This window comes from Runella sp. R0.1_18 (genome assembly GCF_057652155.1).
Genome location: NZ_JBYFCK010000010.1, coordinates 97455 through 119059, shown reverse-complemented (window position 1 = coordinate 119059; position 21605 = coordinate 97455). Strand labels below are relative to the sequence as shown.

21 protein-coding genes are annotated in these 21605 nt (G+C 42.4%); 19 read left to right on the top strand and 2 right to left on the bottom strand.

Going from position 1 to position 21605, the window contains the following annotated elements:
* The first annotated feature begins 19 nt into the window (after positions 1 to 19).
* From AC23P2_RS18230 to AC23P2_RS18200, 7 genes are all read left to right on the top strand, one after another.
* The gene (locus AC23P2_RS18230; protein WP_487774525.1) at positions 20 to 820 is read left to right on the top strand and encodes an MbnP family protein; all 801 of its coding nucleotides are present in this window, start codon (positions 20 to 22) and stop codon (positions 818 to 820) included.
* Positions 821 to 827: 7 nt separating this feature from the next.
* Complete coding sequence (locus AC23P2_RS18225) at positions 828 to 1904, top strand: cytochrome-c peroxidase (RefSeq protein ID WP_487774524.1); 1077 nt, start codon at positions 828 to 830, stop codon at positions 1902 to 1904.
* A 107-nt stretch (positions 1905 to 2011) separates the two neighbouring features.
* The gene (locus AC23P2_RS18220) at positions 2012 to 3559 is read left to right on the top strand and encodes a type I restriction-modification system subunit M (protein WP_487774523.1); all 1548 of its coding nucleotides are present in this window, start codon (positions 2012 to 2014) and stop codon (positions 3557 to 3559) included.
* A gap of 3 nt (positions 3560 to 3562) precedes the next feature.
* Positions 3563 to 4579: a PDDEXK nuclease domain-containing protein gene (locus tag AC23P2_RS18215; protein WP_487774522.1), complete on the top strand. Its 1017-nt coding sequence runs from the start codon at positions 3563 to 3565 to the stop codon at positions 4577 to 4579.
* Between the two features lie 19 nt (positions 4580 to 4598).
* Entirely contained in the window at positions 4599 to 5762 is a 1164-nt protein-coding gene (locus AC23P2_RS18210) for a restriction endonuclease subunit S (RefSeq protein ID WP_487774521.1), read from the top strand.
* A gap of 5 nt (positions 5763 to 5767) precedes the next feature.
* The gene (fic, locus tag AC23P2_RS18205) at positions 5768 to 6640 is read left to right on the top strand and encodes a protein adenylyltransferase Fic (RefSeq protein ID WP_487774520.1); all 873 of its coding nucleotides are present in this window, start codon (positions 5768 to 5770) and stop codon (positions 6638 to 6640) included.
* A gap of 19 nt (positions 6641 to 6659) precedes the next feature.
* The gene (locus AC23P2_RS18200) at positions 6660 to 9767 is read left to right on the top strand and encodes an HsdR family type I site-specific deoxyribonuclease (protein ID WP_487774519.1); all 3108 of its coding nucleotides are present in this window, start codon (positions 6660 to 6662) and stop codon (positions 9765 to 9767) included.
* 230 nt (positions 9768 to 9997) lie between these two features.
* On the opposite strand, the gene AC23P2_RS18195 is transcribed toward AC23P2_RS18200, so the two are convergent.
* Both AC23P2_RS18195 and AC23P2_RS18190 read right to left on the bottom strand, forming a co-directional pair.
* Complete coding sequence (locus tag AC23P2_RS18195) at positions 9998 to 10624, bottom strand: hypothetical protein (protein WP_487774518.1); 627 nt, start codon at positions 10622 to 10624, stop codon at positions 9998 to 10000.
* 24 nt (positions 10625 to 10648) lie between these two features.
* On the bottom strand, positions 10649 to 11338 hold the full coding sequence (locus AC23P2_RS18190) for a HupE/UreJ family protein (RefSeq protein WP_487774517.1): 690 nt from the start codon (positions 11336 to 11338) through the stop codon (positions 10649 to 10651).
* Positions 11339 to 11497: 159 nt separating this feature from the next.
* Between AC23P2_RS18190 and AC23P2_RS18185 the strand changes: the two genes are divergently transcribed.
* The 12 genes from AC23P2_RS18185 (at position 11498) to AC23P2_RS18130 (ending at position 21598) form a co-directional block, all read left to right on the top strand.
* Positions 11498 to 11896: a hypothetical protein gene (locus AC23P2_RS18185; RefSeq protein ID WP_487774516.1), complete on the top strand. Its 399-nt coding sequence runs from the start codon at positions 11498 to 11500 to the stop codon at positions 11894 to 11896.
* Between the two features lie 109 nt (positions 11897 to 12005).
* Entirely contained in the window at positions 12006 to 12815 is an 810-nt protein-coding gene (locus AC23P2_RS18180; protein ID WP_487774515.1) for an MbnP family protein, read from the top strand.
* 30 nt (positions 12816 to 12845) lie between these two features.
* Positions 12846 to 13931 carry a cytochrome-c peroxidase gene (locus AC23P2_RS18175; protein WP_487774514.1) on the top strand — a complete coding sequence of 362 codons (1086 nt, stop codon included), beginning with the start codon at positions 12846 to 12848 and terminating at the stop codon, positions 13929 to 13931.
* Positions 13928 to 14851, top strand: coding sequence for a hypothetical protein (locus AC23P2_RS18170; RefSeq protein WP_487774513.1), 924 nt, complete (start codon positions 13928 to 13930; stop codon positions 14849 to 14851). The genes AC23P2_RS18175 and AC23P2_RS18170 overlap by 4 nt, the downstream gene beginning before the upstream one ends.
* 3 nt (positions 14852 to 14854) lie before the next feature.
* Complete coding sequence (locus AC23P2_RS18165; protein WP_487774512.1) at positions 14855 to 15670, top strand: MbnP family protein; 816 nt, start codon at positions 14855 to 14857, stop codon at positions 15668 to 15670.
* Between the two features lie 15 nt (positions 15671 to 15685).
* A complete protein-coding gene (locus tag AC23P2_RS18160) occupies positions 15686 to 16069 on the top strand; it encodes a hypothetical protein (RefSeq protein WP_487774511.1) in 384 nt (127 codons plus the stop codon).
* Positions 16070 to 16134: 65 nt separating this feature from the next.
* The gene (locus AC23P2_RS18155; RefSeq protein WP_487774510.1) at positions 16135 to 17046 is read left to right on the top strand and encodes an MbnP family protein; all 912 of its coding nucleotides are present in this window, start codon (positions 16135 to 16137) and stop codon (positions 17044 to 17046) included.
* 70 nt (positions 17047 to 17116) lie between these two features.
* Positions 17117 to 18214, top strand: a complete 1098-nt coding sequence (locus AC23P2_RS18150; protein WP_487774509.1) for a cytochrome-c peroxidase — start codon at positions 17117 to 17119, stop codon at positions 18212 to 18214.
* A 137-nt stretch (positions 18215 to 18351) separates the two neighbouring features.
* Positions 18352 to 18750 carry a hypothetical protein gene (locus AC23P2_RS18145; RefSeq protein WP_487774508.1) on the top strand — a complete coding sequence of 133 codons (399 nt, stop codon included), beginning with the start codon at positions 18352 to 18354 and terminating at the stop codon, positions 18748 to 18750.
* Between the two features lie 92 nt (positions 18751 to 18842).
* Positions 18843 to 19643 (top strand): MbnP family protein, encoded by an 801-nt coding sequence (locus AC23P2_RS18140; RefSeq protein ID WP_487774507.1) that lies wholly within the window; start codon positions 18843 to 18845, stop codon positions 19641 to 19643.
* A gap of 3 nt (positions 19644 to 19646) precedes the next feature.
* Positions 19647 to 20690 carry a cytochrome-c peroxidase gene (locus AC23P2_RS18135; protein ID WP_487774506.1) on the top strand — a complete coding sequence of 348 codons (1044 nt, stop codon included), beginning with the start codon at positions 19647 to 19649 and terminating at the stop codon, positions 20688 to 20690.
* Positions 20687 to 21598, top strand: coding sequence for a hypothetical protein (locus AC23P2_RS18130; protein WP_487774505.1), 912 nt, complete (start codon positions 20687 to 20689; stop codon positions 21596 to 21598). Before AC23P2_RS18135 ends, AC23P2_RS18130 begins: the two co-directional genes overlap by 4 nt.
* The last annotated feature ends 7 nt before the right edge of the window (positions 21599 to 21605 follow it).

Here is a 21605-nt window from a genome sequence, read left to right as displayed (position 1 = left end):
AAACGAAACTCTTGGCACAATGAAAAAGCTATTCTTCGGGCTTTTGTTTATCGCAGCGGCACTCCAATCCTGCAAAACTGACCCAGACCCCAACGAAAAAAATACGCTTACGCTCTCTTTTTCCAATAAGGTAGGCACCCAAGAGGTAGTTTTGGGGAAAGAATCGTACCAAAATGCTGTGGGCGAAACCTACGGAGTCACTACCTACAATTATTTCATCAGTAATATTTCGCTTAAAAAATCGGACGGAACAATTTACACCGTTCCGCAAGATTCAAGCTATTTTTTGATTAAAGAAACCAATCTTGCTTCCAAAAAAGTCACCTTGCGCGGGATTCCAGCGGGTAATTATACAGAACTCAGTTTTATGATTGGGGTTGATAGCCTCCGCAATACCATGGACATCAGTCGCCGTACGGGCGTGCTTGACCCAGGTGATGCCACCCACGACGGCGACGGCATGTACTGGTCGTGGAACTCGGGCTATATTTTCTTAAAGATAGAAGGTACTTCGCCGCAAGTAGCCGCCGATGCCGCTGGCAACCGTAAGTTCCGCTACCACATCGGAGGGTTTGGGGGGTATAATGCCAAAACCTTCAACAATCTTCGCACGGTTAAGTTACCTTTGGGAGGCACTGCCGCCACCGTTGGCCCCGACCAACAGCCTGTGATTGAGGTCGTAAGCGACATATCAAAGATTTTTAACGGGACTCAAAAAGTAAGCCTTGCGCAATACCCGACGGTGATGTTTGCCGATTATTCGAGTACAGTTGCCAACAACTACGCCGCGATGTTTAGCATTGGAGGAGTCAAAGATTAAGTGAGGTATGAATAAGTCGTTTCTTGTTATCGGTTCTATGGCTTTGTTTGGATGGGCTGCGTGTAGCAAATCTACCCCGCCGCCTGACCCTACCCTGCCCACGACCGAAACGCTAGAAATGCCCCAGCCGAGTTATTTCCCTTCGGTGGTGTATGACCTCAAATCCAACCCGCTGACGTACGACGGATTTCAACTCGGTCGCTCGTTGTTTTACGACGGGATTTTGTCAAGAAACGGGACGATAGCTTGCGGAACCTGCCACCAACAGGCCGTTGCTTTTACCCACCACGGACACGATTTAAGCCACGGGATTGACGATAAAATTGGGATGCGCAATGCCCCTCCCATTCAAAACATGGCGTGGTCGAAGGAGTTTTTTTGGGACGGAGGCGTGCATCAGCTTGACCTGCTTCCGATTGCGCCCATTGAAAACCCCGTCGAAATGGACGAAAAATTACCCAACGTCCTCCAGAAGCTTCGCGATAGTAAAAACCCCAATTACCCAGAGTTATTTAAAAAAGCCTTTGGCACAACCGACATCACCACCGAGCGGTTCACCAAAGCTTTGTCGCAGTTTATGGTGTTTTTGGTTTCCAACAACTCCCGCTACGACATTTACCTACGCGGTACCACCAACGCGCTCAACGCCACTGAAAAAGAAGGACTTGCGCTGTTTAAACAAAAATGTGCCACCTGCCACGCGGGTGAGTTATTTACCGACCAATCGTTTCGGAACAATGGCCTCGACAACAGCCGTAGCAGCGACCAAGGGCGTTTTCGCATCACTCAAAACCCCGAAGATCTCTACAAATTTAAAGTTCCTAGCCTGCGCAACATCGGCTACACCTCTCCTTACATGCACGACGGCCGTTTTAGCACCCTCGAACAAGTGCTAAACCACTACGCCACCAACATCCAGAAAACTGCTACCCTAGACCCCGGGCTGCAAACCAACGGCCAACTCGGCATTTCGATGACCGACGACGAAAAGGTCAAAATCATTGCTTTCCTCAAAACTCTCTCCGACGAACAATTTGTAAAAGACTACCGCTTTGCCGACCCTGGCTTTGGGAAGGCGTTTTAATGGTAGTAAAGTTTAAACTAACTTAGCGCCGCTAATTTAGACCGCTATGCCCAAAATAGGCAGCATGGTATGGCTATGGGACTCGGAGTAAAATCAAAAAACAAAAAATGACAAGCACTACGCAAAGAGCTGAATTACAAGCTAAAATATGGAAAATTGCCAACGATGTACGTGGCTCAGTCGATGGATGGGATTTTAAACAGTTTGTACTCGGCACACTGTTCTATCGCTTTATCAGCGAAAATTTTACCAATTATATTGAAGGGGGCGATGAAAGTATCAACTACGCCAGCTTATCCGATGATGTAATTTCGCCTGAAATAAAAGATGATGCCATCAAAACCAAAGGATATTTTATCTATCCAAGCCAACTTTTTGTTAATATCGCCAAAAATGCCAATACTAATACCAATCTGAATACTGACTTAAAGGCCATTTTTGATGCCATCGAAAGTTCCGCCAATGGGTATCCCTCAGAAGAAGATATTAAAGGATTATTTGCCGATTTTGATACAACCAGCACACGTCTTGGCAATACTGTTGAAAACAAAAACAGCCGTTTGGCTGCGGTTATTAAGGGAGTTGCTGAACTGAATTTTGGAAATTTTGAAGATAGTGAAATCGACCTTTTTGGTGATGCCTATGAGTTTCTGATTTCTAATTACGCCGCTAATGCAGGTAAATCGGGCGGGGAATTTTTTACACCTCAAAGTGTATCTAAGCTGATTGCTCAATTGGCTATGCACAAGCAGACTACCGTCAATAAAATATACGACCCTGCGGCTGGTTCGGGTTCTTTGTTGTTGCAAGCCAAAAAACATTTTGATAACCACATTATTGAAGAAGGTTTCTTTGGGCAAGAAATCAACCATACGACCTATAACTTGGCTCGTATGAATATGTTTTTGCACAATGTCAATTATGACAAGTTTAATATCGCTTTGGGTAATACGCTTACTGATCCACATTTTGACGATGATAAACCTTTTGATGCCATTGTTTCTAATCCGCCTTATTCTATTCCGTGGATTGGTGCCGATGACCCGACGCTCATCAACGACGACCGTTTTGCTCCTGCTGGCGTGCTTGCTCCTAAATCCAAAGCCGATTTTGCTTTTGTGCTTCATGCCCTTAGTTACCTTTCTGGTAGAGGTAGAGCTGCTTTGGTTTGTTTCCCTGGTATCTTTTACCGTGGTGGGGCAGAACAGAAGATTAGAAAGTATCTGGTTGATAACAACTTTGTAGAAACGGTTATCTCTTTAGCACCCAACCTTTTCTTTGGTACTTCTATCGCTGTTACTATTTTGGTACTGTCAAAACATAAGTCTGATACCAAGACGCAGTTTATTGATGTAAGTGGAGATGAGTTCTTCAAGAAAGCTACTAACAACAATGTACTGATGGATGAACATATCGAAAGAATTATGGAAATGTTTGATAGCAAAGAAGATGTTGAACACATAGCTAAATCTATCGACAATACCATCATTGAAGCAAATGATTATAACCTTTCGGTAAGTTCTTATGTAAAGGCTAGAGATACCCGTGAGAAGGTAGATATTGCACAACTAAATGCTGAGATTGCTATCACCGTAGAGAAAATAAATAGCCTACGTAGTAGTATTGATGCCATCATAGAAGAAATAGAAGGTTAGACAATGAGTAAAGAAATAAGCCTACAAAAAGAAGAATACGAAAGTATTTTGAAACAAGCGGTTGAGCAAATTCGTACAACCAGAATAATTGTTGCCAAACAAGTAAACAGTGCCGCACACTCTATTTATTGGAATCTTGGTAGGTTGATTTTTGAAAAACAATTGGCCGAAGGCTACGGTAGTGCCGTGGTCAATCAACTATCGGTTGACCTCAAAAAAGAATTTCCCGATATGGGCTTATCGCCCCGCAATTTGTGGAACATGAAACTGTTTTATGAGCGTTACTATCAAGCAGACCCAAAACTGCTACAGGCTGTAGCAGTTTTGCCGTGGGGACATAATTTGTTGTTAATCAATAAGGTTCAGTCGCTCGAAGCGGTACTTTTTTACGCCAACGAAGCCATAACCAAAGGCTGGAGCAGAGATTGGTTGCTCAATGCCATCAAAATGGATAGTTTCAGCCATCATCAAACACAAATTAAATCGCACAATTTTAACGAAACACTTTCCGCCATTGATGCAGATTATGCCAATGAAGTGTTTAAAGACCGTTATAATCTTGGCTTTTTGGGCATTACCGAAAAAGCAAAAGAAACGGATCTGGAAAAACGATTGGTAGAAAAAATCAAAAACTTTGTTTTGGAATTAGGCAAAGGCTTTACATTTATTGGCAACCAATACCGTTTAGAATACAATAACAAAGAGTATTTTGTGGATATGCTTTTTTTTCATCGTGGTTTGCGAAGTTTGGTGGCTGTTGAATTAAAAATTGGCAGTTTTAAAGCCGAGTATGTAGGCAAAATGAATTTATACCTGTCATTGCTTGATAAATTGGAGAAGGGTGAAACCGAAAATAATTCTATCGGAATTATTCTTTGTGCCGACAAAGACCATGTAGATGTAGAAATTGCCCTCCAAGACATCAATAAACCCATTGGAGTGGCAGAATATCAGCTTTTATTACCAAAAGACCAATTGCAAGACTTGTTGGTAAATGAAATAAAAGCCTATAACAACTAATTATTACAATAATAAAAGCATGAGCTATTTAGATACATTATTAGAAGGAGTTGAGGTAAAGTGGAAGACTTTGGGGGAGGTTGGAGAATTAGTTAGGGGTAATGGGTTGCCTAAAACAGATTTTACGGAAACAGGTGTACCAGCTATTCACTACGGCCAGATTTATACATATTATGGGACTTTCACGGAAAACACTATTTCTTTTGTATCCAAAGAAACAGCAAGTAAGTTGCGTAAAGTAAATCATGGCGATGTTGTAATAACAAATACCAGTGAGAATTTAGAAGATGTTGGAAAAGCTGTTGTTTATCTAGGAAAAGAGCAAGCCGTAACAGGTGGGCATGCTACTATCTTTAAACCATCAAAACATATTATAGGTAAGTATTTCGCATATTTTACCCAAACAGAAATGTTTGCAAGCCAGAAAAGGAAATATGCAAAAGGGACAAAGGTTATTGATGTTTCTGCAAATGACATGGCAAAGATTCTCATCCCCCTCCCGCCCCTTTCTGCCCAGGCCGAAATCGTTCGTATTCTCGACAGCTTTACGGAGCTTACAGCAGAGCTTACGGCGGAGCTAACAGCTCGTAAAAAGCAGTATGAGTATTATCGTGAGCAATTGTTAAGCTTTGAAGAGGGAGACGTGGAGTGGAAGATGTTGGAAAGTTTAGCTGAAAATTTGGACTCAATGCGAAAACCCGTAACAAGTGGGCTAAGAGAGGCAGGTAATATTCCTTATTATGGAGCTTCTGGTATTGTAGATTACGTTAAAGATTATATTTTCGATGGTGATTTCTTATTGATTTCAGAAGATGGGGCAAATTTAATAGCGAGAAATACACCAATAGCATTCAGTATCAGTGGAAAAAGTTGGGTAAATAATCATGCTCATGTGTTGAAATTTAATACCTATGCAGAAAGAAGATTTGTTGAGTATTATTTAAACAGTATTGACTTAACGCCATATATCTCAGGTGCAGCACAACCAAAATTAAACCAGAAAAATTTAAATAGCATTAAAATACCAAATCCATCTCGTGAAGAAAAAGAACTTATCGTTTCCATTCTCGACAAATTCGATACGCTAACCAACTCAATCAGTGAAGGATTGCCAAAGGAGATTGCCTTACGGAAGCAGCAGTATGAGTATTATCGGGATTTGTTGTTAACGTTTAATGGTTAATAAGTATGAACAAAGTTTCCATCCGTTTTTTTGATGATAGAGAAGTACGTGCTATTTGGGATGAAAACAACAGCAAATGGTGGTTTTCGGTGTTAGATATTGTAGCAGTGCTTACCAACCAAGACGATTATAATAAAACCCGCAACTATTGGAAGTATTTAAAAGCCAAACTCAAAAAGGAAAATCATCAGTTGGTTAGTGCCACTACCCAACTGAAATTAATGGCTGCTGATGGGAAACAATATAAAACGGATGTGTTAGACTATGAAGGCATTATTGCATTAGGTAAAACTTTTCCCAGTACAAAAGCCAATCGGTTTATAGAATGGTTTACCTACAGCGATGAAACGATTGATGGAAAAAGTAAAACCAAAGCCTATGCCCTGTTTGAAAGTTCATTTTTAGAAAGCATAGAAATAGGCACTATAAAAGGCTTACAACAAATTCATGCCTATTTGTTTGGAGGGTTGTATGATTTTGCTGGGCAAATACGGAATAAAAATATTTCAAAAGGAGGTTTTCAATTTGCAATGGCTCAGTTTTTACCCGAAACTCTAAAACAAATAGAGAAGATGCCAAAAAATACCTTTGATGAAATCGCTGATGTGTATGTCGAAATGAACGTTGCACATCCTTTTATGGAAGGTAATGGTAGAAGTACCCGAATTTGGCTGGATTTAATGCTAAAAATGAAATTAAATCTATGTGTCGATTGGAGTAAAATAGCTAAAAATGCTTATCATGCTGCGATGGTAAAAAGCGTTGTTAATAGTGACGAAATAAAAAAACTACTCAAAGAAGCCTTAACCGATGACATTAGCAGTAGGGCTATGTACATGAAAGGCATAGATTATTCCTACTATTATGAAGAGAATTAATGCTACTTAATTAACAATTATGACCACCTATAACACCATCGCAGAAACAAACAATTTCATTGTCCTTGATACCTACACCAAGTACTCAGAAGTAAATGAGGCGCCTGTGGCCTATCAAACTGAGGCGGCGCTGGAGAAAGAGTTTATCCAAGATTTAGTCAATCAAGGCTACGAGTACCGCTCGGATCTCAACACAATGGAAGCTATGTTTGCCAATGTGCGGGTGCAACTTCAAACGCTCAACAACATGAGCTTTTTGGATAGTGAATGGAGGCGTTTTACAGAGGAATACTTAGACAAGCCAAGCGATAACCTCATCGAAAAAACACGAAAAATACACGACAATTATATCTACGATTTTGTGTTTGACGACGGACATATCCAAAATATTTATTTAGTCGATAAAAAGAATATTGCCCGTAATAAAGTACAAATTATCTCCCAATTTGAACAGAAAGGTACGCACGCCAATCGGTATGATGTTACGATATTAATCAACGGTTTGCCCTTGGTACAAGTAGAACTAAAAAAACGTGGGGTCGCTATCCGTGAAGCTTTTAATCAAGTGCATCGCTATACAAAAGAGAGCTTCAACAGTAAAAATTCTCTTTTCAAATACTTACAAATTTTTGTTATTTCCAACGGCACAGACAGCCGTTATTTTGCCAACACCGTAGAGCGAAACAAAAACAGTTTTGACTTTACGATGAACTGGGCAAAAGCAGACAATACGTTAATAAAAGACCTGAAAGACTTTACAGCCACTTTTTTTCAGAAACAAACGCTGTTAAATGTCTTGCTCACCTATTCGGTTTTTGATACGAGCGATACGCTACTCATCATGCGGCCGTATCAGATTGCAGCCACCGAACGAATCCTGTGGAAAATAGCCAGTTCGTATCAAGCCAAAAAATGGTCTAAGGCCGAAAGTGGCGGGTACATTTGGCACACAACAGGCTCAGGCAAAACCCTTACCAGTTTTAAAGCGGCACGATTAGCTACACAACTTGATTTTATTGATAAAGTATTCTTTGTCGTTGACCGTAAAGATTTGGACTTTCAAACGATGAAAGAATACCAGCGCTTTTCGCCCGATAGTGTCAATGGCTCGGAGAACACCGCAGGTTTAAAGAGAAATATTGAGAAAGACGATAATAAAATCATCGTCACCACCATTCAGAAGCTCAATAACCTCATGAAAACGGAGAGCGATTTAGCTATTTATCAAAAGCAAGTCGTGTTCATTTTTGATGAAGCCCATCGTTCACAATTTGGCGAAGCCCAAAAGAATCTACACAAAAAATTCAAGAAATTCTATCAATTTGGCTTTACAGGTACGCCTATTTTTCCAGAAAATGCCCTTGGAGCAGAAACTACCGCCAGTGTATTTGGGCGAGAATTGCACGCGTATGTCATTACGGATGCCATTCGAGATGAAAAAGTACTGAAATTCAAAGTTGACTACAACGATGTTCGGCCCATGTTCAAAGGGATTGAAACAGAGATTGACGAGAAAAAATTAAGTGCCGCCGAAAACAAAACAGCCTTATTACATCCTGCGCGTATTAAAGAAATATCAAACTATATTTTACAGAATTTTAGGATAAAAACCCACAGAAACCAAGGAAGTAATAAAGGTTTTAATGCCATGTTTGCGGTAAGTAGTGTTGATGCCGCCAAATGTTATTATGAGGAATTAAACAACTTACAAAAAGATAGCAGCAAGCCTTTAAAGATAGCCACCATTTTTTCTTTTGCCGCCAATGAAGAACAAAGTGCCGTAGGCGAAATAGTGGATGAAAGTTTTGAACCTTCGGCAATGGATAGCAGCGCCAAAGAGTTTTTGACCAAAGCCATCCATGACTATAACACCATGTTTAAAATGAACTATGGCATTGATAGTAAAGGGTTTCAAGATTATTATCGCGACCTTGCCAAACGGGTAAAGAGTAAAGATATAGACCTTATCATTGTCGTTGGGATGTTCCTTACGGGTTTTGATGCCCCCACCCTTAATACCCTGTTTGTTGATAAAAACCTACGTTATCATGGTTTAATGCAAGCTTTTTCGAGAACGAACCGTATTTATGATGCCACCAAGACCTTTGGTAATATCATCACTTTCAGAGACTTAGAAAAAGCGACCATTGATGCTATTACCCTTTTTGGAGATAGCAGCACCAAAAACGTTGTTCTGGAGAAGAGTTACAAAGAGTATTTGGAAGGCTTCACAGACGTTGCCACAGGAGAAGCCCGCCGAGGTTTTAGGGAAGTGGTCAACGAACTGAATGAACGGTTTCCAGAGCCTGATAAAATTGTTACTGAGAAAGATAAAAAAGAGTTCTCAAAGCTATTTGGAGAGTATTTGCGTGTAGAAAACATCCTACAGAATTACGATGAATTTACCCATCTAAAAGCGCTTCAAGGTATAGACCTCAATGATGCTCAAGCGATAGAAGCATTCAAAGAAGCTCATTTTGTAACAGATGATGACATCGCTGCTATGCAAACGGTGGACTTATTGGCAGAAAGAACGGTTCAAGATTATCGCTCCACTTATAACGACATTCGTGACTGGCTCAGACGAGAGAAAAGTGGGGCTGTATCCGAAGCGTCAAAAATAGATTGGGATGATGTAGTGTTTGAAGTTGACCTACTTAAATCACAAGAAATCAATTTAGACTATATTCTTGAGTTAATTTTTGAACACAACAAAAAGACCAAAAATAAAGTTGAGCTCGTCGAAGAAATTCGTAGGGTCATCCGCGCTAGTATAGGTAATAGAGCAAAAGAAAGCTTGGTGATTGATTTTATCAATGAAACAGAGCTCGACACCATTCAAGACAAAGCAAACATTATCGATGCTTTTTTTGCCTACGCCCAAGGCAAACAGAAAGTGGAAGCTTCGGAACTTATTACAGAAGAAAACTTGAATGTAGAAGAAGCAAAACGATATATTACCACTTCGTTGAAACGTGAATATGCTACTGAAAACGGGACTGAACTGAACGCTCTTTTGCCCAAGATGAGCCCGCTGAACCCACAGTATTTGACCAAAAAACAGCGTATTTTTCAAAAGATCACTGCCTTTATTGAGAAGTTTAAAGGTGTAGGGGGACAAATTTAATTTGGGAAGGCTTTTCGGCTATACTGGGCTATATCTAGGTGTTTTAGATAAGATTTAGCTCAGTATAATACTATAATTGGCTAAATCTTATTATTTTTACCTAGTTTTAGCTCATTATACTTACTATGAATAAAATTATTGGCAGAGAAATCGAACAAACTATCCTCAACAAAGTAATCGAAAGCCCTCAAGCTGAATTTGTAGCCTTATACGGGCGCCGACGGGTAGGGTTAGAGGGTATATTGCCCTTTTAGTCGGATGCTAACCACAATATCTTTGGCACTTTTATTTTTAAAATACCAGCCGTGCCGCCCTTCATAAGGTGCCCAAAACGTACCAATGATGTTATTGGAATAAGCCTCCGTATAGCTTTCAAAAAATTCGTCCTTATTCGGGTCAGGATGTTCTTCTTTGACTTCCCCGTGAAAATCGGTAAACAACACGCCGTGGTCAGTAACCCACTCGTACTTTACCTTGCCGTATTTCAATACATTCATCTTAAATTCAATCCCTTTTCCTGCAGGAACCCGAACCGTCACGCTATCTTCACGTTCGTCGTATTGTTTTGCAGGCGCTGGATTATTGGCCTCCTTCGGCATCGGAATAGAGGGGTCAGAACCCGCATCGGCCATTGTTAAAATTGGATAGGCAGGCTGAGTTTCTACGGTATGAACATGGTGATGAGAATGGCCTTCTGATTGATAAAGGCCAGTAAGTCCGAGCAATTTCCCTGTACCAAGCGGGTCTTTACCGTATTCGGCGGGCAATACCGCCCCCGTAAAAACGACTGCGCCAATAAGCACTGCTATGAGGGTAGCGGTACCAAGTTGTTTTGTATCCAAACGAGAGGGAGTCATGTCAATGATGTTTTTTAAGGTTGTTTATTGTAAAAAATACCCAGTAAGCTGATAAGCAATCAAGACAAACCCTGCGGCCATGAGGAGTGTGTTTGTCACCGTAGCAAAACGCTGAAAGCTTTCGTAATTTCTCCAGATACGCAAGAGGAGAAGGACAAAAATAAGGGCTAAAAATTGGCCAATTTCCACCCCTAAATTGAAACCAATCAGGTTGGTCAAAAGCCCATCTTTCCCCATGTTAAACTCTTGAAGCTTGGCTGCCAACCCAAAACCATGAAATAAACCGAAAACCAATACCGCTATTTTGGTATCGGGCTGAACGCCAAATAAAGTTTGAAAACCGCCCAAATTGTCAAAGCCTTTGTAAACCACAGAAAACCCAATGACGGCATCCACCAAATGCGCATTGATTGACATGTTGGTCAGCACCCCTAACAACAACGTAAAGCTATGGCCGAGTGTAAAAAAGCTAACATATACCAAAATGTCTTTGGTGCGGTAAAGAAAAAAAATCACGCCCAGCAGAAAAAGCAGGTGATCATAGCCTGTGAGCATGTGTTTGGCACCAATGTAAAGAAAAGGGCCAAAAGCAACGCCTTCGTTGGCCAGCAAAAACGACTTGGTTTTATCGTCCACCCCGTGGGCACAGACCACCAAGCTCATCATGCTCAACAGCAGCAGCAAACCTACCGCTGCGCGTTTTTTATATTTCATAGAATAGTGGGATTAAATCGACTACCAAATTACTGCTTTGATTGGGATATAGGCTACTTTTTTTCAATTTCTACGTGACTTTTATCACACAAAATTTAATTTATTTTACGAGTGCAATTGATTTCGTCCTATCTTTGCGGCTGATTAGTTATTCCAACCATGAACGGTAAAAGAGTCATAGCGTACTTTTTGTTGACACTTATCAGCTTTAAAATGCTGGTCGGGCCGTTGGTATATCTTGACTTTGAGCTACGTAAAGAGTTCATTATCAAAAACCTTTGCGAAAATCGCTTCAAGCCACAGCTTCATTGCGATGGCAAATGCTACTTAGCCAAACAACTTCACAAAGTAGCCGAAGATAACGCCGCCAACGAAGCTCAAAAACAAGGAGAAAATATTAAAAAAGTACTCGAAGAAGTTTTTGATGACTCCACTTCTGAACTAATTAGTCCCGCTTTTCCAAAACGCCTCACTTCTTTTACGAGCGTTTTTAGTCCCAATTTTTACCTTTCTGATTTCAGCTCAGTGCTGTTTCAGCCTCCCACCTTTACGGTGTAGTCCTTTCTTTGCGATACCTCACTGACCCAAATGCCACTGTTTAGGATTTGGTGCTCTCTCGTATCGGCAAAACCCCTTCTTATTTTCTTATTTTCCAACCATTTGTCCAATGAAAAAGACGTACGTTTTCGCATGTCTGGTATCACTGGGTTTGACAAGTGCATTACTTTCTTGTCATAATCATGATGAAATCGGCCCCAATGACACCAATGACCTAATCCTAGAGTTTGATAACCGAGTAGGGAATCAAGACTTAGAATTAAAAAACAAGACCTATAAAAACGCACTCGGCGAGGAATTTACGGTCACAAAGCTGAACTACTTTGTAAGTAACCTCAAACTCAAAAAAGCCGACGGAACAGAGGTCAAATTCCCAGAACAGTATTTCCTAACGCGTGAAGAAGACGCCAAAACGTTGTTGGTTTCGCTCAAAGACGTTCCTGCGGCCGATTATACTGCGTTGAGTTTTACCATCGGAATTGATAGCCTACGCTCTACGGCTGATATTGCCCAGCGAAAAGGTGTTTTGGATGTCGCTTCCTATGGCGACGACGCCATGTACTGGTCGTGGAATTCGGGCTATATTTTTCTCAAATTTGAAGGGCTTTCCCCAGTTGCTCCCCTACGAACCAGCGGTGAGAGAAAGGTGGAAGTTCACATCGGAGGTTATGGTGGCTACACAGGCCGTACAGTTAATAATTTGAGAACAATAACGCTTTCGCTCCCTACCACAGCGCAAGTACGAAAAAGCAATACTGCCACCATCCATTTGTTTGCCGATGTACTCAAACTTTTTGAGGGCAAATCCCAAATCAGTTTTGTCACTACCAATTCTGTCCATAGCCCAGGCGCTGGCGTCGCGGCGGCCGATAATTCAGTGAATATGTTCACTGTTGATCACGTCCATAATGGCCACTAAATTTTGAGTAACTGTTTACGATTGAGGAGGATGAAAAAAGTAATTTATTCCCTGTTGTTGTTTTGTGCCGCTTGTACTTCCAATTCAACCGAAGAAGAGCCAGCGCCCACCAATCCAACTGACAAAAAGCTGTTTAACGTACCGAGTAACTTTCCTGCCCCTGTTTATGAGGCCGATAAGTCACCTGTGACCGAAGCAGGCTTTCTTTTGGGACGCTCGTTGTTTTATGATGGCAGGCTCTCGCGCGATGGCACTATTTCCTGCGGCGAATGCCACCGCCAGGAATACGCCTTTACCCACCACCAGCACGACGTAAGCCACGGGATTGATAATCAGTTGGGCGAACGAAATGCGCCGTCTGTTCAAAACATGGCGTGGCGGAAGGAGTTTTTCTGGGATGGCAGCGTTCAAAGCCTTGACTTAGTACCAATTACTGCCATCGAAAGCCCCATTGAAATGGGTGAAAAGATGGGTAACGTCCTCGAAAAACTGCGTAAAATAGATAAATATCCGCCTCTCTTTGAGAAAGCTTACGGCAGTAAAGAAATTACCCAAGAGCGTTTTCTGAACGCGTTGTCTCAGTTTGTACTGACCCTCACTTCAAGCAACTCTAAGTATGACAAAGTGATGCGCAACGAAGGAGCCACCTTCACCGCCGATGAAGCCGCTGGTTTTGAATTATTTAAACAAAAATGTCAAAGTTGCCATGCGGGAGAATTGTTTACCGATCAAAGTTACCGCAACAATGGATTAGCAATTGATGTCACCCGTGAAGTCGTGGTGAATGGAAAAATTGAAACAAAACGCTTCTACGATGAAGGTCGCTACCGAGTCACCAAACAAGACAAAGACCGATTCAAATTCAAAGTGCCAAGTTTGCGCAATGTAGGAGTGACTCGCCCCTATATGCACGATGGCCGTTTTTGGATTCTGGAAGATGTACTCGACCACTACGCAGAACGGATGACTGACAATGGGATTGTCGATGATGTTTTGAAAACGGATGGTAAGGCGGGTTTGAAACTCTCTCACGACGAAAAGATGAAAATCATCGCCTTTTTGCATACCCTCACTGACCGTAATCTATTGTTGGACCCTAAATTTTCGGAACAATGAGCGTTTCCAGTATTCGTCTTTTCGTTAGCAGTTTTTTGCTTTTCACCACCCTCTCGGCTACCGCCTGCGAGGTGTGTGGCTGTGCCAATGCGGGTTCGTATTTTGGTATCATGCCGCAAGTAGGTCGCTCATTTGTTGGGATACGCTACCGAACGGCCTCGTTTGACTCCCATTTGAGTAATCCAATGCTCCAAACGCGGGAGGAATTTCAAAGTACTGAGATATGGGGACGTTTTTATCCTTTCAAGCGAGTCCAAGTGCTGGCTTCAGTGCCTTATTTTTTCAATCATCAAGTGGAAGTTAAAACGGGAGTAAATCGTCGTCGCAATGCTTTAGGAGACGCGTCTCTCATGGCCAACTACACCCTTTTCAACACCTTTTGGGACAGCACTTACCACGGTACTACTCAACATAGCCTTCTTTTGGGTGGAGGCGTAAAGCTCCGCACGGGGCGTTATGAATACGATATTGCAGGGCTTACCGACGTCGCCAATCCTAACTTTCAGCCTGGTACAGGCAGTACAGATTGGATGCTCAGTGCGCTTTATTCGATGCGCATAGGCGAATGGGGCTGGAATAGCGACGTTACCTATCGGTACAATGGCATCAATGCCAGCCGTTATCGTTTTGGTAATCGTATCACCGCCAACACCCTTTTGTTTTATAGCAAAGAGTTAGAAAAGCTAACCCTCATGCCCAGCCTGGGACTCTATACTGAAGTAGCAGAAAAAGATTACAATCGAAAAGAAAAACTGGAACGAACGGGTGGGCATATTACTACGGCTAATGCGGGAGTCGATGTTTTTCTGAAGCGTTTTTCAATAGGTGCTTTGTATCAACACCCCATTGCCCAGCATTTGGCCATCGGCGAAATCCGTGCCAGTGCCCGTCTTACTACTCATATCACTTTTATGTTTTAGACCATGAAAAAAACCATCATTGTTGCAATCACCCTGTTTATCACCGTGGTGTTTATGTCATGCGAAGAGTCGGGTGAAACCCCAACTCCCACCAACCCAACACCAAGCCCAACGACAACCACAGGCACTCTACTCCTAAAGTTTGACAATATCGTTGGGAATCAAGACCTCAAACGCAATTTCACTTACATCAATCCCGTCACAAACGAAGATTTCCAAGTGTATTTGTGCAACTACTTTATCAGCAATGTAAAACTTAAAACCACGGAAGGCAAAGAATACGCAGTTCCGCAAGATGAAAGCTATTTTTTGGTCAGTGAAGGTTCGGAAGAATCCCAAAATATCAAAATCCCCAATGTACCTTTTGGTTCGTATTCTGAAATCACTTTTACCATTGGGATAGACAGCACCCGTAGTGCCGCAGGCTTAACAAACCCTCCCAAAGGTCTTCTCTCGGGCGTAAATCAGGGAATGTACTGGAGCTGGAATACGGGTTATATTTTCTTCATGTTTGAGGGGACTTCATCGTTACTCAAAGGCAACCACCAAGACGGCGAAGACTTTATGTATCACATTGGCGGATACAGTGGTGCCATTAATAACATCCGAAAAAAGACCTATTCGCTCTCTACCAAGGCTGTGGTTTCGGCAACGAGCACTCCTGAGATTGGCTTTAAAACAGACTTGTTGAAAGTATTCAACGGGAAAAATCAGCTACGCATTGCTAAAAATTCAGTTGTGATGTTTGACCCCTATTCCGTCGAAATCATGGCCAATATCGAGCAAGCTATTTCATTGGATAATATCAAAAATCCATAAACCTATCCCCATCGTTTGAAAAAAATTATTTCCATAGGGCTCATTTTGGCAATTTTGCTACAACCATTCTATCGGTTGTGGATTGTCGTGGCGTTTGAAATCAATCGAGATTTCATTGCTGCTACCCTGTGCGAACAACGAGACACCCCCGAAAACGATTGCCAAGGCCATTGCTATTTATGCAAGCGTCTTCATCAAGCCGACGAGCGTGAAAAACAAATCCCGCTGCTGCTGAAACTAGCTGAGGCGATTCTTTACGTCCAAGAAAATCAACACGAATGGCTTCCTAAGCCTATTTGGTGCTGGCTGATACTTATTCCTCCCCAAGCCCTTTTCTTCAACTACAGTTTCCAAGATGTGTATGATTTTTTAGACCCACCCGAAGCGCAATTTGTTTGATCCAATCAGGCACAAAGCCAAAAAAATCATTTCACAAAAACCTATTTTAATTTTTAAGAATTACCATGAAAAAAGTTTCATCACTCGTAGTTGCTGCCTCTGCGGCATTGGCATTCACTTTGGCAAGTTGTACCAAAGAAGTTGAGAAAATCGTAGAAAAAACTGTCTTTGTAAACCAAGACTTTGACGCTACCAAAGGGGTAGTAAAGCTGAACATTAACCACACTTTCAACGGTCAGCCTTTTGAAATCCGTAAAAACTTTACGGATGTAGCTGGAAATACGTTCCGTTTCGACGAAGTTCGTTATTGGTTGAGCAACGTTGAGTTTGTAAAAGCCAACGGCGAAGCAACTAAAATCCCCAATAGTTATTACTTGGTTGAAGACCGTGATACTTTATTCTACTACGGAACAACGGCAGCCAATTCGACACGTAACTTCTCCGCGCCTAAAAAACGTACGGAAGTTTTGGTTGGAAATGTACCAGCTGGTGAATATACCAAAGTTCGCTTTGCGATTGGTGTTGACCCTACTTACAACAACAACTTTGCATTGAGCGCGGGCGAATTGGATGTTAACCAAATGGCACAAGTAGCTTCATGGGCGTGGCAAACCAGCTATATTTTCCTTCGTACCAAAGGGATTTTCTTGGCAAAAGGGGCTGATGCACTCTCAGGAAGCGTACGTTTTGTGGCAGAAACTGGCGGAAACGACAGCTACCGCACCGTTGAGTTTACCCTCTCTACTCCAGTTATTTCAAAGGCGGGGCAAGTCTCAAACTTGGCATTGTCTTCTGAGCTTGCCAACTTGTTTACTGGCTTAAACGTTGCTGCGTTCAAAGGAACAAAACCTGCGGGCTGGGCAGCAGATCCAAACTTGACAAAATACGATAAGTTTTTGAACGCTGGTTCATTAGACGACATGGTGAAGTTGGCTGACAACGCGAAAACTTCGTTCGTGAAGGCAGCAGCTAACTAAGCAATCTCCTTACGCTGGTGGCCTAAAAAAGCCACCAGCTTTTTTCTCATTATTCCTAATTTTCGTCAAAATGTCTTTCGTAATCAACACCTTTCGCAACAATTATCTCAACATCGCCCCCTCACTTTTACTGGGCTTGGCATTAGTTATGGGAGCTTGTCAACCAACGGAAGATATTGATCCCACTATCAACGACGGGGTAACAGAATTGATGAAAGTTCCTGCTCACTTCCCCGTGCTACCCGATGTCTCTTACAATCGGCAAACCGTAGATGGAATTCGTTTGGGCAGAAAATTATTTTTTGAAACGAGCTTATCAGGAAACAATCAGATCAGTTGTGCCACCTGCCATTTGCAAGAAAAAGCATTCACTGACGGAGTAGCGCTCACCGCCAAAGGCCAATCTGGAGCACTTTTGTTTCGTAATACCCCTGGACTTACCAACTTAGCTTGGGCTACCAATGGTCTGTTTTGGGACGGCGGGGCTACCAATTTAGAATCACTGTCTATTGGTCCTATCACTCATTTGGATGAAATGGCGCAAAATGTGCTGGAATTGCCTACTGAACTTGCCGCCAAGGAGAATTATGCCCAACTTTTTGACGCTGCTTTCCCCGACGAAAAAGCGACAGGCATTACTACCCCAAAAGTGTTAAAAGCATTGGCCCAATACATGCGAACGCTCAATTCAGGGAATGCTAAATACGACCAATTTATTCAAAAAACAGCCCAGCTAACTGAGGCAGAACAGCGTGGAATGGCGGTATTTGATGCAAAATGTGCCACTTGTCATCAGCGGACGCAGCATCTGTTTACGGATAATGTTTTTCACAACAATGGCCTCGATAGTGAGTTTACTGACATCTCACACGAACGGGCAGCGCAAGGGCGGTATCGAATTACATTTAAAGACGAAGACTTAGGAAAATACAAAACACCAACCTTACGTAATCTTGCGTTTACGGCTCCTTACATGCACGACGGACGTTTTAAGACGCTTGAAGAGGTTTTGAATCACTACGCTTCGGGCATTAAGGTATCTCCTTCTCTTGATAAATCTCTTCGTAATTTGACATTGAGTAATCAGGAAAAAGGTGATTTGTTGATGTTTCTAAAAACCCTTGATGATGAGTCGTTTACCAAAAATAAAAACTTCAAATCACATTAACATTCCCCACCTTCAAAACCCATTTTTGCATTATTTTTTATCAGCCCAGCTTTCGAGTGTTTTATTTTTAATGTGACATTTATCATACAACTTAAATAATCTTGTCTTTACCTTTGTGCCGTTTTCAACATCAATTCATGAACGGCAAGAGGATAATAACCTACTTTTTATTCGCTCTTATTAGCATCAAAATGCTGATAGTGCCGTTGGTATATCTTGACTTTGAGCTACGTAAAGAGTTCATTATCAAAAACCTTTGCGAAAACCGCTTCAAACCTGAGCTGCATTGCGATGGGAAGTGCTACCTAGCCAAACAGCTCCACAAAGTAGCCGAAGGCCACGCCCGCGAAGAAGCCCAAAAGCAGCAGGATGCCTTCAAAAAAATCACCCAAGAGGTATTTGATGAACTTCATTTAACATTTTTTACCGTTCAGATTACGTTTGCTGAACGCTTATTTTTTACGCACTACCTCCCCCCTACTTCCTCCGAATTCGTCACCTTGCTGCTGCGCCCACCTGCATTTGTTTTGTCTTAATTGCTGAATTATTGACCTAGTGTCATTCGGGGCTATCTATGCTCCCGTTTCATTTTCATTCAACATTTCCCAAAACAAATCATTAATTTCCAATGAAAAAGTCATTCCTATTTTCAGCGCTTACGGCGTTGGCATTTTCTTTTACGATTGTTTCTTGTACCAAAGAAGAAGAAATCGGACCAAACGATAAAAACGCACTTAGCATCGAATTTGACAACTACGTGGGTAACGAAAAATTGGTTTTAGAAACAAAATCCTATAAAAACGCTGCCAATGAAGATTTTACGATTACGACGCTTAACTATTTTGTGAGCAATATTGCGCTCAAAAAAGCCGATGGTACCGAAGTCAAATTTCCTGATAAGTACTTTCTGATTCGTCAAGCTGATACAAAGACACTGACCATCAGCTTACCTGACGTACCTGCTGCAGATTATGTTTCGATGAGCTATATGATTGGGGTTGATAGCCTCAAAAGCATCTCCGACGTAGCTCAGCGTACAGGTGTGCTTGACCCCGCTTCGTACGGAACTGACAATATGTACTGGTCGTGGAACTCAGGTTACATTTTCTTCAAATTGGAAGGAAATTCTTCTGTGGCAACCACGCCTACTAAAAAATTCCAATTCCACATTGGCGGTTTTGGCGGACGCACTTCAGTAACAGCTAATAATCTTCGTACGGTGACAGCTTCTTTTGGCAGTGATGTAGCACAGGTTCGTAAGGATATTTCTCCAACCGTTCATGTGGTAACTGACGTTCTCCAAACATTCAGCCAAGGCGTAAGTATTGCCAAAAGCAGCGTTGTAATGAACCCTGCCATTTCAAAGCCTATTGTTGATGGCTATACAAAAATGTTTAAGGTCGAACATATTCATAACGACAAAATGTAACCCATGAAAATGACACATTGGCGGACTGCCGCTTTGTTTCTGAGTTTCATGGTTTGGCTTGTGTCCTGCTCCATTTTGGGGCGGGATGCAAGTCCAGAAACGCTTTTTTCGGTTCCAACGGGCTTTCCGCAACCTACTTACAATCTTTCCAAAAATCCAATTACGAGCGATGGCGTTGCCCTTGGAAAACAATTGTTTTACGACGGCATCCTCTCGCGCGACGGCAGTATTTCTTGCGGCGAATGCCACAACCAAAGTCATGCTTTTACCCACCATGGGCACGGTTTTAGCCACGGCATCGACAACCAAGAAGGAACTCGAAATGCACAACCACTGGTCAATTTGGCCTGGCAAGATTCTTTCTTTTGGGATGGCGGTGTATTCGATTTGGACTTATTTTCGATTGCTCCCATTGAAAATCCACTCGAAATGGATGAAAAAATTGGGAATGTTTTACAAAAACTCCGTAAGTCCAACGAATACCCCAAGCTCTTCAAAAAAGCCTACGGTTCGGAAGAAATTACGACCGAGCGTTTTCTAAAAGCCCTCTCTCAGTTCATGCTGACGCTGGTTTCGGCCAATTCAAAATACGACCAATTTTTGGCAGGAAAAGCCCAACTTACCGCCGATGAAACCGCTGGCTTGCAGCTCTTTAAAGACAAAGGATGCGCTACTTGCCACAGCGGTGTGCTTTTTACTGACCATAGTTTCCGCAGCAACGGCCTGCTCCCCGAATACACAGGCGATTTGGGCCGCTACCGCATTACCGAAAACCCTGCGGATAAAAATAAATTCAAAGTGCCCACACTTCGCAACATCGAAGTAACCTATCCGTACATGCACGACGGACGTTTTCTGAACTTAGAGGGGGTGCTTCAGCACTACGCCGATGGCGTAAAAGAAACGGGCAGTCTTGACCCACTGCTCAAACAAAACGGTCGCCTCGGCATCGCCATGACCAAAGAAGAGCAGCAAAAAATCATTGCTTTTCTGAAAACACTCACCGACCAAGAGTTTCTCAAGAACCCCCGTTTTGCTGCGCCATGAAAACCAAAAGCATTGTTCTATTTCTTGTTATTTTAGGGTATGTATTACCCAGCTACGCCTGCGATATTTGCGGTTGTGGAAACGGCGGCTCTTTTTTTGGCATTTTACCCCAATCTCACCTGCGTTTTGCGGGGATACGCTACCGCGTTAAAAATTACGAATCACACCTGAATAGTACCTTTTTTCGCGCCAGAGAAAACTTTCAAACGACCGAACTCTGGGCTCGTTTTTACCCATTCAAACGGACACAGTTAATGGTTTTTGTTCCCTACAACTGGAATACCCAAACGCTTTACCGCACCGAAACACCCCAGAAAATCAGCGGCTTGGGCGACGTATCTGCCTTGTTTCATTACAACATTGTCAATACGTTTTGGGACTCTACGACCCACACCATCGACCAAACGCTGTTGATAGGTGGGGGCATAAAGGCACCCACGGGCCGCTTTAAGTACGTGGACGACGGGACTGAAGTTGCCAATGCAAACTTCCAACTCGGAACGGGTAGTCTCGATTTTGTAGCCAATGCCATCTACAACGTTCGGTACCAAAAATGGGGTGCCAACATGGATATTTCGTACAAAATCAATACGACCAACCCTAATCAATATCGTTTTGCCAACCGCCTCAGTGGTTCGGTTTCGGTATTTCGTACCCTCAGCCTCTCGTCGCTTACGGTCATGCCCAACGTAGGGGCGTACATGGAGCACTTTGGATACGACACCAAAAACGGCGCTAAAAATACGTTTACGGGCGGCACACTGAGCACGGCCAATGTGGGTATGGAGCTTTATTACAAACGCATTTCGACGGGGTTTACGTACCAAACCCCACTGTATCAACACCTTTCGGACGGTGATTTGAAGTTAAAAAACACCGTTAGTACCCATTTTACGTTTATGTTTTAAATATCTT

Excerpts from the sequence above, each read along its gene's own strand:
- AC23P2_RS18230 (WP_487774525.1), top strand. The coding sequence starts at position 20 with ATGAAAAAGCTATTCTTCGGGCTTTTGTTTATCGCAGCGGCACTCCAA.
- AC23P2_RS18225 (WP_487774524.1), top strand. The coding sequence starts at position 828 with ATGAATAAGTCGTTTCTTGTTATCGGTTCTATGGCTTTGTTTGGATGG.
- AC23P2_RS18220 (WP_487774523.1), top strand. The coding sequence starts at position 2,012 with ATGACAAGCACTACGCAAAGAGCTGAATTACAAGCTAAAATATGGAAA.
- AC23P2_RS18215 (WP_487774522.1), top strand. The coding sequence starts at position 3,563 with ATGAGTAAAGAAATAAGCCTACAAAAAGAAGAATACGAAAGTATTTTG.
- AC23P2_RS18210 (WP_487774521.1), top strand. The coding sequence starts at position 4,599 with ATGAGCTATTTAGATACATTATTAGAAGGAGTTGAGGTAAAGTGGAAG.
- fic (WP_487774520.1), top strand. The coding sequence starts at position 5,768 with ATGAACAAAGTTTCCATCCGTTTTTTTGATGATAGAGAAGTACGTGCT.
- AC23P2_RS18200 (WP_487774519.1), top strand. The coding sequence starts at position 6,660 with ATGACCACCTATAACACCATCGCAGAAACAAACAATTTCATTGTCCTT.
- AC23P2_RS18195 (WP_487774518.1), bottom strand. The coding sequence starts at position 10,624 with ATGACTCCCTCTCGTTTGGATACAAAACAACTTGGTACCGCTACCCTC.
- AC23P2_RS18190 (WP_487774517.1), bottom strand. The coding sequence starts at position 11,338 with ATGAAATATAAAAAACGCGCAGCGGTAGGTTTGCTGCTGCTGTTGAGC.
- AC23P2_RS18185 (WP_487774516.1), top strand. The coding sequence starts at position 11,498 with ATGAACGGTAAAAGAGTCATAGCGTACTTTTTGTTGACACTTATCAGC.
- AC23P2_RS18180 (WP_487774515.1), top strand. The coding sequence starts at position 12,006 with ATGAAAAAGACGTACGTTTTCGCATGTCTGGTATCACTGGGTTTGACA.
- AC23P2_RS18175 (WP_487774514.1), top strand. The coding sequence starts at position 12,846 with ATGAAAAAAGTAATTTATTCCCTGTTGTTGTTTTGTGCCGCTTGTACT.
- AC23P2_RS18170 (WP_487774513.1), top strand. The coding sequence starts at position 13,928 with ATGAGCGTTTCCAGTATTCGTCTTTTCGTTAGCAGTTTTTTGCTTTTC.
- AC23P2_RS18165 (WP_487774512.1), top strand. The coding sequence starts at position 14,855 with ATGAAAAAAACCATCATTGTTGCAATCACCCTGTTTATCACCGTGGTG.
- AC23P2_RS18155 (WP_487774510.1), top strand. The coding sequence starts at position 16,135 with ATGAAAAAAGTTTCATCACTCGTAGTTGCTGCCTCTGCGGCATTGGCA.
- AC23P2_RS18150 (WP_487774509.1), top strand. The coding sequence starts at position 17,117 with ATGTCTTTCGTAATCAACACCTTTCGCAACAATTATCTCAACATCGCC.
- AC23P2_RS18145 (WP_487774508.1), top strand. The coding sequence starts at position 18,352 with ATGAACGGCAAGAGGATAATAACCTACTTTTTATTCGCTCTTATTAGC.
- AC23P2_RS18140 (WP_487774507.1), top strand. The coding sequence starts at position 18,843 with ATGAAAAAGTCATTCCTATTTTCAGCGCTTACGGCGTTGGCATTTTCT.
- AC23P2_RS18135 (WP_487774506.1), top strand. The coding sequence starts at position 19,647 with ATGAAAATGACACATTGGCGGACTGCCGCTTTGTTTCTGAGTTTCATG.
- AC23P2_RS18130 (WP_487774505.1), top strand. The coding sequence starts at position 20,687 with ATGAAAACCAAAAGCATTGTTCTATTTCTTGTTATTTTAGGGTATGTA.